Origin of the sequence: Algibacter sp. 2305UL17-15 (genome assembly GCF_040720935.1) — a bacterium.
In the GTDB taxonomy this organism is placed as follows: Bacteria; Bacteroidota; Bacteroidia; order Flavobacteriales; family Flavobacteriaceae; genus Jejuia.
Genome location: NZ_JBFDAE010000017.1, coordinates 67,759 through 83,065, shown reverse-complemented (window position 1 = coordinate 83,065; position 15,307 = coordinate 67,759). Strand labels below are relative to the sequence as shown.

The 15,307-nt window shown below is 31.0% G+C and carries 15 protein-coding genes; all 15 read left to right on the top strand.

The window, feature by feature from the left end; all coding sequences use genetic code 11:
- The 15 genes from ABXQ82_RS16095 to ABXQ82_RS16025 are packed head-to-tail and all read left to right on the top strand — an operon-like array spanning nucleotide 1 to nucleotide 15,302.
- The gene (locus ABXQ82_RS16095) at nucleotides 1–2,478 is read left to right on the top strand and encodes a polysaccharide biosynthesis tyrosine autokinase (RefSeq protein ID WP_367062097.1); all 2,478 of its coding nucleotides are present in this window, start codon (nucleotides 1–3) and stop codon (nucleotides 2,476–2,478) included.
- A 28-nt stretch (nucleotides 2,479–2,506) separates the two neighbouring features.
- Nucleotides 2,507–3,370 (top strand): ABC transporter permease, encoded by an 864-nt coding sequence (locus ABXQ82_RS16090; RefSeq protein WP_367062094.1) that lies wholly within the window; start codon nucleotides 2,507–2,509, stop codon nucleotides 3,368–3,370.
- Nucleotides 3,371–3,403: 33 nt separating this feature from the next.
- Complete coding sequence (locus ABXQ82_RS16085; RefSeq protein WP_367062091.1) at nucleotides 3,404–4,669, top strand: ABC transporter ATP-binding protein; 1,266 nt, start codon at nucleotides 3,404–3,406, stop codon at nucleotides 4,667–4,669.
- A complete protein-coding gene (locus ABXQ82_RS16080) occupies nucleotides 4,666–5,739 on the top strand; it encodes a DegT/DnrJ/EryC1/StrS family aminotransferase (protein ID WP_367062088.1) in 1,074 nt (357 codons plus the stop codon). The genes ABXQ82_RS16085 and ABXQ82_RS16080 overlap by 4 nt, the downstream gene beginning before the upstream one ends.
- On the top strand, nucleotides 5,736–6,437 hold the full coding sequence (locus ABXQ82_RS16075; RefSeq protein WP_367062085.1) for a WbqC family protein: 702 nt from the start codon (nucleotides 5,736–5,738) through the stop codon (nucleotides 6,435–6,437). Before ABXQ82_RS16080 ends, ABXQ82_RS16075 begins: the two co-directional genes overlap by 4 nt.
- Before the next feature lie 10 nt (nucleotides 6,438–6,447).
- Nucleotides 6,448–7,407: a hypothetical protein gene (locus tag ABXQ82_RS16070; RefSeq protein WP_367062082.1), complete on the top strand. Its 960-nt coding sequence runs from the start codon at nucleotides 6,448–6,450 to the stop codon at nucleotides 7,405–7,407.
- Between the two features lie 5 nt (nucleotides 7,408–7,412).
- Nucleotides 7,413–8,387, top strand: a complete 975-nt coding sequence (locus ABXQ82_RS16065; RefSeq protein ID WP_367062079.1) for a hypothetical protein — start codon at nucleotides 7,413–7,415, stop codon at nucleotides 8,385–8,387.
- 2 nt (nucleotides 8,388–8,389) lie between these two features.
- On the top strand, nucleotides 8,390–8,827 hold the full coding sequence (locus tag ABXQ82_RS16060) for a GNAT family N-acetyltransferase (protein WP_367062076.1): 438 nt from the start codon (nucleotides 8,390–8,392) through the stop codon (nucleotides 8,825–8,827).
- Between the two features lie 6 nt (nucleotides 8,828–8,833).
- On the top strand, nucleotides 8,834–9,571 hold the full coding sequence (locus ABXQ82_RS16055; protein WP_367062073.1) for a class I SAM-dependent methyltransferase: 738 nt from the start codon (nucleotides 8,834–8,836) through the stop codon (nucleotides 9,569–9,571).
- A 4-nt stretch (nucleotides 9,572–9,575) separates the two neighbouring features.
- Nucleotides 9,576–10,466, top strand: a complete 891-nt coding sequence (locus tag ABXQ82_RS16050; protein ID WP_367062070.1) for a glycosyltransferase — start codon at nucleotides 9,576–9,578, stop codon at nucleotides 10,464–10,466.
- Entirely contained in the window at nucleotides 10,459–11,160 is a 702-nt protein-coding gene (locus tag ABXQ82_RS16045; protein WP_367062067.1) for a class I SAM-dependent methyltransferase, read from the top strand. Before ABXQ82_RS16050 ends, ABXQ82_RS16045 begins: the two co-directional genes overlap by 8 nt.
- Nucleotides 11,141–12,262, top strand: a complete 1,122-nt coding sequence (locus ABXQ82_RS16040) for a glycosyltransferase (RefSeq protein ID WP_367062064.1) — start codon at nucleotides 11,141–11,143, stop codon at nucleotides 12,260–12,262. Before ABXQ82_RS16045 ends, ABXQ82_RS16040 begins: the two co-directional genes overlap by 20 nt.
- 16 nt (nucleotides 12,263–12,278) lie before the next feature.
- Complete coding sequence (locus ABXQ82_RS16035) at nucleotides 12,279–13,265, top strand: glycosyltransferase family 2 protein (RefSeq protein ID WP_367062061.1); 987 nt, start codon at nucleotides 12,279–12,281, stop codon at nucleotides 13,263–13,265.
- 4 nt (nucleotides 13,266–13,269) lie between these two features.
- Nucleotides 13,270–14,286: a glycosyltransferase gene (locus tag ABXQ82_RS16030; protein WP_367062058.1), complete on the top strand. Its 1,017-nt coding sequence runs from the start codon at nucleotides 13,270–13,272 to the stop codon at nucleotides 14,284–14,286.
- Nucleotides 14,283–15,302, top strand: coding sequence for an acyltransferase family protein (locus ABXQ82_RS16025; RefSeq protein ID WP_367062055.1), 1,020 nt, complete (start codon nucleotides 14,283–14,285; stop codon nucleotides 15,300–15,302). The genes ABXQ82_RS16030 and ABXQ82_RS16025 overlap by 4 nt, the downstream gene beginning before the upstream one ends.
- Nucleotides 15,303–15,307 lie beyond the last annotated feature (5 nt).

Sequence of the window (15,307 nt, the reverse complement as noted above, 5' to 3'; positions counted from 1 at the left end):
ATGGCTAAATTCGAGTTTGAAAACAATGATGATTTTGATTCTGGAGGCGGAATGTCTTTCGATTTTAAAGGTTTTATTTTTAAACTCATGGCCTATTGGTGGCTATTTATTATAAGTATTGCTTTAGGTTTTGTAATCGCTTATTTTGTTAACGATAGAAAACAGAATATATATAGTTTGGAGTCCTTGATCTCGGTAGAAAACGATCAAAATCCCTTTTTTACCGCCAATACTAGTATTTCGTTCAATTGGGGCGGTGTTTCTGATAAGGTAGGGAAAGTCATCACCACTTTGCAAACTAGAAAGCATAACACCTTAGTTGTAGATTCTCTTCAATTTTATATCAACTACTTGGTTGAAGGTAAATACAGAAAAGACAATGTTTATAAGAATGCACCTTTTTATGCAGATATAGATAAGCTTAAAGGGCAAATGTTAAACATCCCGATTGGGATTCGGTTTTTGAACGATCAAGAATTCGAACTGTTTTTAACTTTTGAATCTGAACATATATCTGTACAGCATTATGACGATAAATCAATTAGTAGTGCATCTGTCAAACTAGGAACGTTTAAACAGACCTATACATTTGGAGAATCAATCAATTTGCCTTTTTTTAACGGTAGCATTGTTAAGAGGGATAACGCCAATATTAATCCTGGTTCTGAATATTTCATAAGGTTTTCGAATTTTGATGGCGTTGTAAATAGTTATAAAACAGCGGTAAGATCTTCCGTGTTTTCTAAAAACTCACCTTCTGTTCTTAGGCTAAGATTAAATGGTAACAATAAATCAAAAATAGTAGATTATTTAAATGCAACGTCTTCAATTTTAAGTAGAACAGAATTAGAGCGTAAAAACCTTTATGCCACAAATACCATAAAATTTATAGATAGTAGTTTACAAGCTGTAAATTTAAATTTAAAGGACTTTTCTAGTGAGATGAACTCGTTTAGAAAGAAAAATAAAGTATTTGATCTGGATGAGGAAATGATTCAAACCTCTTCAAAACTACAGTCTTATGAATTGGAAAAAGAAGGGGAAAACAGAAAGCTTAACTACATAAATAGTCTAGAAGAGTATATCAATACCAAGAACAATTACGTAGATATAGCGGCTCCAACTACCGTAGGTATTAGTGAAATGAATATTATCAATAGTGTTGGAAAAATAACCACCTTATCCATAGAGCGACAGAATCTAGAATCTATTGCCCATGAAGATTCAGAATTGTTTGGAGCATTAGATAGAAAAATTGAGTCAGAAAAGAAAGTTCTTTTAGAAACTATTAAAGCTACAAAGCGAACTATTAATATTCAAATAAATACTATAAACAGGCAAATAGCGACTTTGGAGTCCAAGTTGGGGAAGTTACCAGAGAGCCAACAGAAATATTTAAAAATTCAGCGTAAACTAAATTTAAGTCAAGAAGCATATAATGTGTATATGGCAAAGCGTAGCGAAGCAGCTATTGTTAAAGCTGCAAATGTCTCAGATATTAATATTATAGATGCTGCAAAGGATATTGGAGAAGGACCAATTGGCCCAAATAAAAACTTAAACTACATGATGGCGCTTATGTTAGGCACTTTTATTCCTGTAGTTTTAATATTTGTAGTGTTTTTGTTAGATAATACTATAAAAGGTGTTGAAGATGTAGAGCGATTATCTAAAATTCCTGTTTTAGGGCTTATAGGTAAAGATGCCCATGAAAACAGTTTGGTTGTTTTTGATAAGCCAAAATCTGCTGTGGCTGAGGCTTTCCGTTCTATAAGATCTAGTTTAGAATTTATATATAGAAGACAAGGTAAAACAAATTCAAGAGTTGTACTACTAACGTCTTCCGTTAGTGGCGAAGGAAAAACGTTTTGCTGCATAAATATTGCTACTGCTTATGCGGTTTCGGGCAAGAAAACCATATTATTAGGCTTGGATTTAAGAAAACCAAAAATTGTTGAAGATTTTGGAATTTCAAACAAGAAAGGAATCGTTAATTACCTGATTGATGAATTGGAAATAGAAGATGTAATTCATAAAACACATATTCCAAATTTAGATGTCATACCGTCAGGTCCAGTTCCACCAAATCCTTCCGAATTATTAATTGGAGAAAATTTAGAACGTCTTATAGAAAAGTTAAAGATTACTTATGATATGATTGTGCTGGATACACCACCGTTAGGATTGGTCACAGATGCATTAGATTTAGTAAAATATGCAGATGCATCTCTATTTGTTTTGAGACTTAATTACACACGAAAAGGGATGTTGGAATTAATTAACGCAAAATACAAATCTGGTGAGATAAAAAACTTAAGCTATATTCTTAATTTTTATAAGCATAAATCTGCACATAAGTATGGTTACGGCTATGGTTATGGCTACGGTTATGGTGTTTATGGAAATGCATATCATGAAAAATCCGAAAAAAACACTCTTTTAGACCGAATAAAACACTTTTTTAAGTTAAAAAAATAGAAGACATCAATCTCAAAAAAAAAATATATTGAACGCACCTAGCGATAATAATTGGTTATATACCATATCATCCAAGAAAAAATTAATTGATTTTAACTTTAAGGAAATTTGGAGATATAGAGACCTATTAATGCTTTTTGTTAAGCGCGATATTGTTACGGTATATAAACAAACAATATTAGGACCACTTTGGTATTTGATAGAACCATTGTTTACCTCAATAATTTTTACACTAATTTTTAATAATGTTGCCAATATTTCAACGGGCGGCGTGCCTCCTTTTTTGTTCAACTTAGCGGGCATCACTATTTGGAATTATTTTAAGGTGTGTTTTATGGCTACTTCCAATACGTTTTCAACTAATGCGGCAATTTTTGGGAAAGTTTATTTCCCCCGCATCATTGTGCCTTTATCTGTGGTAATTTCTAACTTGTTAAAGTTCTCTATTCAGCTACTAATTTTTGGATGTATCTATTTTTATTATTACAAACATGGCGCAACAATTAGCTTAAACAGTCACATCTTTTTATTTCCTATAATGGTGTTGATTATGGGGTTTTTAGGATTAGGCCTAGGGATGATAATTTCGTCTTTAATAACAAAATATAGAGATTTAAAAATATTAATAGGTTTTGGGTTACAGCTATTAATGTACCTATCGGCTGTTATGTATCCAGTATCTTTTTTTATTGAAAAATTACCAGAATATGCATGGATTGTAAAATACAATCCCTTAACCTTTGTGATAGAATCTGTTAGATACATGCTATTGAATACAGGTTTTTTTGATATGAATAGATTTATTTATACCGTGACGTTGACTATTGTAATATTTTTTATTGGAATTATTGTTTTTAATAAAACAGAAAAGAGTTTTATTGACACAATTTAGAAATTAAACCATAGTTTACTAAAGAAGAAATTAATGAGTGATATTATACTAAAAGTAGAAAACTTAAGCAAACAATATCGTTTGGGGCTAGTGGGTGCAGATACTATTAGTGATGATTTAAAACGCTTGTGGTATAAAGTAAGAGGAAAAGATGATCCGTTTTTAAAAGTAGGTGACGCAAATGATAGAAGTGCTAAGCAAAATTCAGATTATGTTTGGGCCTTACAAGATATTAACTTTGAAGTAAAACAAGGAGAGGTTTTAGGCATCATAGGAAAAAACGGTGCAGGAAAATCTACTTTATTAAAAATTTTATCTAAAATAACAAGACCAACAACTGGGAGTATAAAATCAAGAGGAACCGTAGCTTCATTACTAGAAGTGGGTACTGGTTTTCATGGGGAGCTTACAGGGAAGGAGAATATTTATTTAAATGGTGCCATTCTTGGAATGACCAAGAAAGAGGTGGCCTCAAAAATAGACGATATCATAGCTTTTTCTGGATGTGAACGTTATATAGATACTCCGGTAAAACGTTATTCTAGTGGAATGTCAGTTAGATTAGCATTTGCTGTTGCAGCTTTTTTGGAGCCCGATATCTTGATTATTGATGAAGTTTTGACAGTAGGTGATGCTGAGTTTCAAAAAAAGGCTATAGGTAAAATGCAGGACATTAGTCAGGGGGAAGGAAGAACAGTTTTGTTTGTAAGCCATAACATGGCAGCTGTAAAAACCTTATGTACTAGAGCAATTATTTTAGAGCATGGAAAAATTGTTTTTGAAGGCGAAACAGACAAGGCCGTGAGTTATTATTTAAAAGGAGATGCAACCCATAATAATTCAAAAGTATTTGGTGCGAAATATGAGAATACTATTTTTAATTTAGAAAAGATTATAATAAAGAATACAAATAAAGATAAAAATAAGCCTATTGTTGAAAGTGATGAAATAGAAATAATTACAAATATTATTTTCAAAAATGCAGATGTAAGCCGTTATCACATTACCTATCATTTATATAACGAATTAGGAGAAGCACTTTTTTCATTTTCGCATCCTGAAATAAATTTAAATAAAGGATCAAACGAATTACGCTGTTATTTTCCTTCAAACTTTCTGCAATCAGGAGAGTATTTTTTATCATTTTTTATTATTGAAGATAATAAAAAGGCTGTTTTTCATGAGAGGGATATCATCTCTTTTATAATTGTGGACAGGGCAAGAGAGCTTGGAGCGTATATGGGGAAAGAGCCAGGTTATATAAGACCAGTATTTAAGTGGATTAATAAGATGAAATGATTAAAGTTACTAAAACCTTTTTACCTCCCCAAGAAGAATATCAGGCTATATTAAAAAAAGCTTGGGATGCAAATTGGATAACAAATAGAGGGCCTCTAATACAGGAATTAGAAGGTAAATTAAAAAGTTATTTATCGGTTCCTAATATCATAGCAACTACCAATGGTACCTTGCCTTTACAAATAGCAATAAAAGCATTAAATCTTAAAGGCGAAATAATTACAACGCCTTTTAGTTATGTAGCCACAACATCATCAATTAAGTGGGAAGGTTGTACTCCAGTTTTTGTAGATATCCATCCAGAGTATTTAACCATTGATGAAACAAAAATAGAAGCTGCAATAACCTCAAAGACTTCAGCAATATTAGCAACTCACGTATTTGGAAATCCATGTAATGTTGAAAAAATTGAGGCTATAGCTAATAAACATGACTTAAAGGTAATTTATGATGCAGCACATTGTTTTGGAGTAAGCTATAAAGGACGGTCCGTTTTTAATTTTGGAGATGTAAGTACCTGTAGTTTTCATGCCACAAAATTATTTCATACAGGAGAAGGAGGCGCACTATTTACTAAAAGCGATACCTTAAACGATAAATTATTTTATCATCATAATTTTGGACATGATGGTCCCGAAGCTTTTCAAGGTATAGGCATTAATGCAAAAATGAGTGAACTTCAAGGAGCTATGGGGTTAGCAGTTTTACCATACATGGAAGACATCTTAAATAAAAGAAAAATTATTTGTGATAACTATACAACAGCTTTTAAAAACTCTAGCTTACAATTGCTTAAAATTAGAAAGCATACAGATTGGAATTATAGTTATTACCCTGCGATTTTTCAAGATGAGAAACAATTGTTAAAAGTGCAAGAAGCTTTGATGAAAAAACAAATTAATACTAGACGCTATTTTTATCCAAGTTTAAATAATATTATCTACGTTAAAAAAGATGAAAAAGTAATATCAGATCATATTTCTAAACGGATATTATGTTTGCCTCTTTATCATGATTTACCAATCACAGATGTACAGAGAATTATTTCAATAATTTTAGAGCAGTTATGAAAGTAGCAATAATGCAGCCTTATTTATTCCCTTATATAGGATACTTTCAATTAATTAATTGTGTGGATACCTTTGTTATTTATGATAATATAGAGTACACAAAAAAAGGGTGGATAAATAGAAACCGTATTTTGGTAAATGGAACTGATAATTATTTTACAATTCCATTAAAGAAATCTTCGGATTTTTCGTTAGTTTCTGAAAAAGAAATAGCAGAAAATTTTAAAAAAGAGTTACATAAAATTTTAAACAGAGTTGAAGCTTCATATAGAAAAGCACCATATTTTGAAACTGTTTTTCCTCTATTAAAAAAAATACTATCTAGCAATCATACTAATTTGTTCAAGTATATTTATTTTTCATTAATGGAGGTCTTAAAATTTTTGGAGATTAACACCAAAATAATAGTCTCTTCGGAAATTGATATCGATCATACTCTAAAATCTCAAAGTAAAGTAATTGCAATATGCGAAAAATTGCATGCAGACACATATATTAACGCAATTGGAGGTATGGAATTATATCATAAAAACGACTTTAAGAAGAAAGATATAGTGCTCGGATTTATTAAATCTGACCCTATTTCATACACGCAATTCGATAACGATTTTATACCTTGGCTGTCCATAATAGATGTCATGATGTTTAATTCAAAAGGTAAAATTCAAGAATACTTAAAAAGTTATTCGTTGCAATAAAAAAATATCTATGTTCAAATGGAAAAAGTTAGGTAGGGTTTTTAATCCTAGTGAGTATGAGGACAGACCACATTGGATGAATGGATTTGCGCAAGCACCTTCAGCAATCATTCATGATAACTTTATAAGAATTTACTTTTCCTGTCGTCCGAGACCAGATAAAAAAGGTCAGTACGTGAGCTATTCTGCATATGTAGATTTAGATAGAACAAATCTTTTCAAAATAATTGATGTAGGCAAAGAACCAATTTTAGAATTAGGTAAACTGGGAACTTTTGATGAGTTTGGCACTTACCCCGCATCTGTAATTGAGCATGAGGGCAAATACAGGGTGTATTATGCGGGCTGGACTAGATGTGAATCTGTGCCATTTAACGTAGCTATAGGTGTAGGATTTAGCGAGAATAATGGAAAAACTTTTAAAAAAATAGGAGATGGTCCAGTTTTATCCTATTCCCAAAACGAGCCATTTATACTAAGTGGTCCTAAAATAAGAAAGTTCAATGGTATTTGGTACTTGTTTTATATCGCAGGAAAACGATGGATTTTGGACAATGGAAAACCAGAGCCAGTTTATAAAATTAGAATGGCTACTTCAAACGACGGCATAAATTGGAAAAAATTAGATAGAGACATCGTAAGTTCCGTTTTGGGAGAAAATGAAGCACAGGCGAGTCCAGATGTTATTTTCTTAAACGGTAAGTATCATATGTTTTTTTGTTACAGAAGTGGCACTAACTATAGAGGTAAAGAAAACGGATATAGAATAGGTTATGCCTGTTCAGACGATTTAATGAATTGGACACGAAACGATTCTAAAGTTGGTATAGATGTTTCAGATGAAGGATGGGATTCTGAAATGATTAGCTACCCTCATGTTTTAGAGTTGGATAATGAAATTTATATGTTTTATTTAGGCAATGGTGTGGGGAAACACGGTTTTGGACTTGCTAAATTAATAGTTGATTGATGGCTATGAAGTGGATAAATAAAAGAAAGTTATTTGACCCAACTACATTTAAATTGGCGAATGGTTGTACAGAGTTTGCGCAATCGCCTCAAACAATTGTTTTTGATGATTTTGTTAGAATATATTTTTCGACCCGTAAAAAGGATAAGACTTCGGGTAAATACCTTAGTTTTATTGCTTTTATTGACGTAGATAAAAAATTGGAGAACATACTAAATTCTTCCTCAAACGAAATTATACCTTTGGGAGAGTTAGGGACTTTTGATGAGCATGGAGTTTTCCCGATTAATGTTTTAAAAGATGGAGATAGAATTTTAGCCTATACAACCGGTTGGAGTAGAAGAGTAAGTGTTTCGATTGAAACATCAATTGGTTATGCTGTAAGCGATGATAACGGACTTACTTTTAAAAAGCAGGGAAATGGGCCTATATTAAGTTCTTCAATCAAAGAACCTGTTTTGGTAGGCGACGGCTTTGTTAAAAAATATGATGGCATCTATCATATGTGGTATATATTTGGAAAAAAATGGATACCTGCAAAAGAAAAAGAACCCGAAGCAAGAGTCTATAAAATAGCACATGCAATTTCAGCTGATGGTATTTTATGGGAAAAAGAAGAGGGGGTTCAAATAATTTCTGATGTATTGAACGAAGACGAATGTCAAGCTTTACCTACTGTTATAAAAATAGGCAATAGATATCACATGTATTTCTGTTTCAGAGAAGCTACCGATTTTAGAAAAAATCCAAAGCGGGGTTATAAATTAGGCTATGCATATTCAGATGATTTAAAAAATTGGATCCGTGATGATGAAAATTCTGGGATTAATCCAACATTAGGAGAATGGGACTCAGATATGAAGTGTTATCCACATATATTCGACTGTAATTCTAAAGTATATTTGTTGTATAATGGTAATGAATTTGGAAAATATGGATTTGGTATTGTTGAGTTAGACACCAATACAAGTAAACATTAAATTTGGTACATTACAACATTAATATAGCAACAGAAAACGATATTTTATCACACTTAATAAAATGTGATAATGAGTTTTTCCCAAAATTAAGCGAGAGGGTTAATATTGAAGATTACGCTACAAAATTATTCAAAATGTCAACTACTTTTGAAGCTTGGGATAAAAAAGTATTAGTAGGGTTTATTGGTGCATATTTTAATAAGGAATCCAAAATAGCATTCATTTCCAATTTAAGTGTTTTGCCTAAGTATCAAAATAAAGGAATAGCAAGTAAGTTAATTAATCAAGCTGTAAAATATGCAATTAGCGATGATTTTGATACTATGAAGCTTGAAGTTAATAGCAGTAACGAAAAAGTGATATCTTTTTACAGGAAACACAATTTTAAATGTATTTCCAAGAATTTGGACATCGTAACAATGAGTTTAGAGTTAAAGTAATTAAAGATGAATAATAGAGATTATAATCAAGAATTTAAAGATACTAAAGATCATAATTATGCCTATAATTTTGATTTTGATGTCATGCATCCTTTTATGTTGAAATCGTTTTCTCCTTTTTTTAAAAAAGGAAACTTACTTGAACTTGGTAGTTTTAAAGGAGATTTCACGAAGAGATTTTTACCCTATTTTGATGATATAACTTGTGTGGAAGCTTCCGATGAGGCAATTGAAATAGCGAAAAACAATTTAGGAGAAAAAGTAAAGTTTGTAAACGCGTTATTTGAAACCGTCACGCTTCCTAAAAAGTATGACAATATTGTTTTAACCCATGTTTTAGAACATCTTGATGATCCTGTACGAGTTTTAAAAAGGATTAATGATGAATGGTTAACTGATAATGGGCGGTTTTTTTTAGTTTGCCCTAACGCAAATGCACCTTCAAGACAAATAGCGGTTAAAATGGGATTAATTAGCCATAATTCTGCAGTAACACCTTCTGAAAAGGAACATGGCCACCATATTACCTATACTTTAGATACTCTGGAACGTGATGCCAAAAAGGCGGGATTAAAGGTCATTCATCGCTCTGGAATATTCTTTAAGGCATTAGCCAATTTTCAATGGGATAAACTAATGCAAACAGATATCATTTCTAAAGAGTATTTAGATGGCTGTTATGAGCTGGGGCAGCAATACCCAGATTTATGCTCAAGTATATTTTTAATGTGTGAAAAAGGATAGAACTATGGACACACCCTTGCTTTCGGTATGCTTAATAACTTATAATCATAAAGATTTTATCCGTCAAGCCATAGATGGTGTTTTAATGCAAGAAGTTGATTTTTCATATGAATTAATTATTGCAGATGATTTTTCTACTGATGGTACCAGGGATATTCTGTTAGAATACAAAGCAAAGTATCCAGATGTAATAAAACTAATATTGCAAGAGTGTAACATAGGGCCAGCAAAGAATTGGATGGACCTGATTACCTCTCCAGACTCAAAAGTAAAATATATAGCCTATTTTGAAGGAGATGATTATTGGACTGATACTTTAAAACTTCAAAAACAGGTAGACTTTTTAGAGTCAAACTTAAATTACAGTATTTGTTTTCATAAAGTCAAAATATTACGAGATGATACTTTTTTAGAAGATACTATTACCGAAGCTAGATATAATAATATAAAGGAATTACCAGCATCAGTTGAAGATTTGTTAACGCAAGGAAATTTTATTAATACAGCTTCAGCGGTGTTTAGAAACAACAACATTAAATTTCCCTTTGAGTTTAGTTATAGTACTGTTGGCGATTATTTTTTACATATTATTAATGCGCAATATGGATTTATTAAACAACTAGACGAAGTAATGTCCGTTTATCGCAAGGGAGTAGGGGTGTATTCAGGATTGCCGACTGAAAAAATGCTTGAAAAAATAATTATTTATCAAACATGTATTCTATCTTACTTAAAAAACAATGACCATAAAGAAATTTTATTAGATAAAACGATTAAGACTATTAAAGAGCTGGTTAATATTAGTACAGAAAAAGAATATTTGGCTCGTGTTTTAAGTTTTAAATCCTTATTTAGGATTGCGTTGTTGAAATTAAAAAAGAAAGCGGTTGAATAATTTTACACAAATACATTTAAAAACAAGTAACCTAGATATCTATACCATTAGAAAAACTATATTTAGTGTTTTAAAAGAAAACACGAATAAGTTTTCAGGGCGTCTTTTAGATATTGGTTGCGGTAAAATGCCTTATAAAAGTCACATATTAGAACATAGTGACGTAAAAGAATATACAGGTTTAGATATAGAAAGTGCCATAGAATATGATAGTAAAGTAAAGCCAAACTTTACTTGGGACGGTAAATCAATGCCATTTGAAGATAATAGTTTTGAGTGTGCCTTCGGGACAGAGGTTTTAGAACATTGTCCTGAGCCAGAAATAGTATTAAAAGAAACTTTTAGGGTATTAAAAAAAGGAGGTGTTTTCTTTTTTACAGTTCCTTTCTTATGGAATTTACATGAGGTGCCACATGACGAATACCGTTACACACCTTTCTCGTTAGAGCGACATTTAAAAAATAGTGGTTTTAAAGCTATTGAAATAAAAGCAACAGGAGGGTGGCATGCATCTATGGCTCAAATGCTGGGGCTTTGGGTAAGAAGAAGTGATATGTCTAGCTTTAAAAGGAAAAATTTATCAAAACTCTTAAAGCCTGTTATATCTTATTTATTGAAACATGATAAAGCACATAACGTTGTGTTTAAAGAAGGACAAATGATAACTGGGTTATATGGCATTGCAAGAAAATAGAATAGCGATGGTTTCGCCGTTGTTAAATGTGTATTCAGAAACATTTATACAACAACAAAAAAACAGACTTAAAGGTTCTGTCTTCTATTATTATGGAGGTAATCTACCAACGCATTTAGAGAATCATGGCAAATTGTTAAGCCGTACACTTTCACTTAAAAACAAAATCTACAGAAAGCTTGGTTTTACAACATTTAACAAGAATGAAATTGCTTTTATTAAATCCTTAAAAAAGCATAAAATACAAGTGGTTTTAGCCCAATATGGGATGACGGCACATCAGATTATAAAAATTTGTGAGCACTTAAAAATTCCATTAGTAACCCATTTTCATGGATACGATGCTTCCGTTCTATCTATCATTGAAAAGCACAATAATTACAAAGATGTTTTCAGGTATAGTAGTTCTGTTATTGCGGTTTCAAAGGTTATGAAACATAGATTTTTGGTATTAGGCTGTCCAGAAGATAAAATTGTTTATAACACCTATGGACCAGATCCTTCATTTTTAGATATACATCCAAATTTTTCTAAAAAAACCTTCATTGCACTAGGGCGCTTTGTTGATAAGAAAGCTCCTTATTATACCATTTTGGCTTTTAGTAAAGTTTTAAAAAAACATCCGGATGCTAAACTAGTACTAGGTGGCGGTGGCGTATTGTTAGAGGTGTGTGAAAATATAGTAAAGTCTTTAAAAATTGAAAATAGTGTATCATTTCCTGGCGTTATATCTAGAGAGCAATTTATAGAAATACTATCCACTTCACTTGCTTTTGTGCAACATTCTATAACTGCCAACTCTGGAGACCAAGAAGGAACTCCTGTTTCTATTATAGAAGCTAGTGCTGCCGGTGTACCAGTAGTTTCCACATACCACGCAGGGATCCCGGATGTTATAGAACATGATAAAACAGGGTTACTTTGTAAAGAACATGATATTGAGACCATGAGTTTAAATATGATGAAGATTTTGGATGATGTTCACTACGCAAAACAATTAGGAAATGCAGGAAAAGAAAGAATAAAAGAACTATTTACGATAGAGCGCCATATACAAGTGCTTGATGATGTGATAGACAATGCAATTCATAAAAATACTTAATTGTCGCTGTTAAATTATGAATCCATTAATTTCCATATTAATTCCAACGTATAATAGGGCAGGCCTTATTGGGGAAACTCTTGCTTCTGTGTTAGGACAAGAATATAAAAAGTGGGAATGTATAGTTGTGGATGATGGTAGTACAGACGAAACGGATAAAATATTAAATGCCTTTTGTAAAATAGATAGTAGATTTATATATGCCCATAGACCTTCCAATAGACAAAAAGGGGCAAATGCATGCCGTAATTATGGTTTTGAAATAAGCAAAGGGGACTTCATTCAATTATTGGATTCTGATGATATTTTGGAACCTAATTGCTTATCAGAAAGAGTTAATCTTATCGTTAAAAGTCCAGACACAGATGTGTTAGTTAGAGATACAGGGGTAATTGTAGATGCAAACAAAGAGTTTACTGCCATAAATATAGATCCTGACAAAAAAAGTAGAGAAGCTTATTTAAGACTATTTCTTAGCTATCATGTACCTTGGCATACATCTTCAGCTTTATATAAAAGAAACGTTTTTAGCACTTGTAAGTTTGATGAACGTCTAGCTAGGTTTCAGGATGTGAGTTTCAATATAAAAATACTTTCGGCAAATAAAGATTTAAACATTTTAAGAAACCCAAAAATTGATACCTTTTATAGAGTTGAAAAAGAAAAGAAAATAACAAAAACCTTTTTATGTATTTTAATGAAGTCCCTATCTAGATTCAATACAATACATACCAATTTGAGTCATAATATAAATTACAAAAGTGATTTAAGGTTATTTAATATAAATTTTTTCAATGATTATTTTTTAGATAGAATAAAAGAAAACAAAAAGGATGTTTTTATTTTGATTATTAGTTATTTAAAAGGGAATTTGTTCAGTCTGAAACAAAAATTTTATTTTGTACTGTGTTTTATATTTTATGCTACAGGAATAATTCACATAAAAGGAATTGGAATGTATCGTTTTAATAAAGCTTACACAAAGGTTTTCAAATCCGAATGATGATATGGCTTCAAAGATTTCTGTAGTACTCCCAGTATATAATGTTGAAGCATACATTGAAGCATGTATCGACTCCTTATTGTTACAATCTGTTCAAGATTTTGAAATCATCGTAATCGATGATTGTTCAACAGATAACACAATTAATTTAATTGAATCCTATAAAGATTCAAGAATTATAATTATAGAAAAAGATAGTAATAAAGGGCTGATAGATAGCTTGAATTTAGGTTTTGAAATGGCTAGGGGCACCTATATTGCTAGAATGGATGGCGATGATATTAGCATGCCCAATCGGTTTGAAAAACAATTGCAAGTTTTAGAAAATAATCCTGAAATAGATGTTTGTGGGTGTTGGCTTCAAGAGTTTGGAAAAACAAATAACATTATAAGGCACAAAGAAACCCATGACGAAATAGTTACCAACATGTTATCGAGCTGCGCTATGAGTTTGGGAACAGTCATGATAAGACGAAAAGCCATAACAGGTGTTAAGTTTAATGAAAACAAAAAACATGTAGAAGATTATGATTTTTGGTCCAGAATTGCATGGTCATGTACATTCTATAATATACAAGAAGTGCTTTACCATTATAGGATTCACGATACACAGGTATCGACCATACATAAGCAAATTCAGTTAGATGGAGACGTTGCAATTAAGCTTTCTTTGTTTAAAAAACTTAACTATAATACAAATGTATTTCCAGATGAATTAATAACAAAAATGTTAGTATTAAATAAACCGGTAACCCTAACAGATTTTGGATTATTTATAAAATGGCTAAAAAAATTAGCGGTTATAAATAAAAAAAAGAATGTTTTCCTTCATCACGAATTCAAGGCTATTTTGAAAAGATTTCGAAGAACTTTGCTATTCTCACTTTATTTTAAGAAAACATCTATAGGTATTACCAAGCAATGGAGAATTAAGGCATTATTTAAACTGCCAATTACTGATGTTTTATGGATACTTAATTTAAAACGAAGAGAAATTTTTAAATTAAGGAATAGAAAATGAATAAAAAAATAGATACTCTCCATAAACGCTTCGGAATTTCAATTTTAAGAATAATAGCAACATTTTCTGTAATAATAATTCATGTTTCAGGACCGCTAGTAGTTAAGTTTGGTGAGATATCTAATTACGATTGGAACGTTGCTAATTTTTATGACGGCATAAGCAGGTATGCCGTACCCATGTTTTTTATGATTAGTGGTGCGTTGTTATTAAATAAAGACTATAATCTAAAGGTTTTTTTAAAAAAAAGATTGGGTAAAATTTTACCGGCATTTTTAATTTGGTCAATTTTTTATAGCATTTTTCATCGGTATATATTGGGGAGCGAGGTGTTCAATTTAAATAAAGTCATAAAAGATGTGTTCTATGGAAGCGAATATCACTTATGGTTTATCTATGTATTGATTGGTCTTTATTTAATCACGCCAATCCTCAGAAAATGGATTAAAAATGCCTCCCAACATGAAATTTTATATTTTATTATTATTTGGGTTTTCACGCTTATATTAGAAATCCCCGGATTTAAAATATTCTTTCCTAAAATAGATTTTTCATATTTTACAGGTTATATAGGGTATTTTGTTTTAGGTTATTATTTGTCTCAATATAAATTAAAACAAAATTTCTTAGCAATTTTATTTGTTGTTTTAGGCTTCTTTATTACTGTTTTTGGCACTTATTTTTTCACTTTTAAAAACATGAAATTCTATTACTTTTTTTATGAATACTTGACTTTGAATACGCTACTAGCTTCAGCAGGATTATTTGTTCTTTTTAATGAATATACAGTAATAAATAAAAGAGTAAAATCTATTATTCATCTGTTAAGTAAGTGCTGTTTTGGTATATATCTTATTCATCCGTTAGTTCTTGATTTATTAAGGCTTATTGATTTTGATGTATCCTTGTTTAGTCCAATTTTTAGTATATTATTTGTAGCATTAATATGTTTTATCTTTAGCTTTTTAATTATTTCTTTGTTTAAGAAATCAAAATTTGGCTATGTAATGTCTTAAAGAAT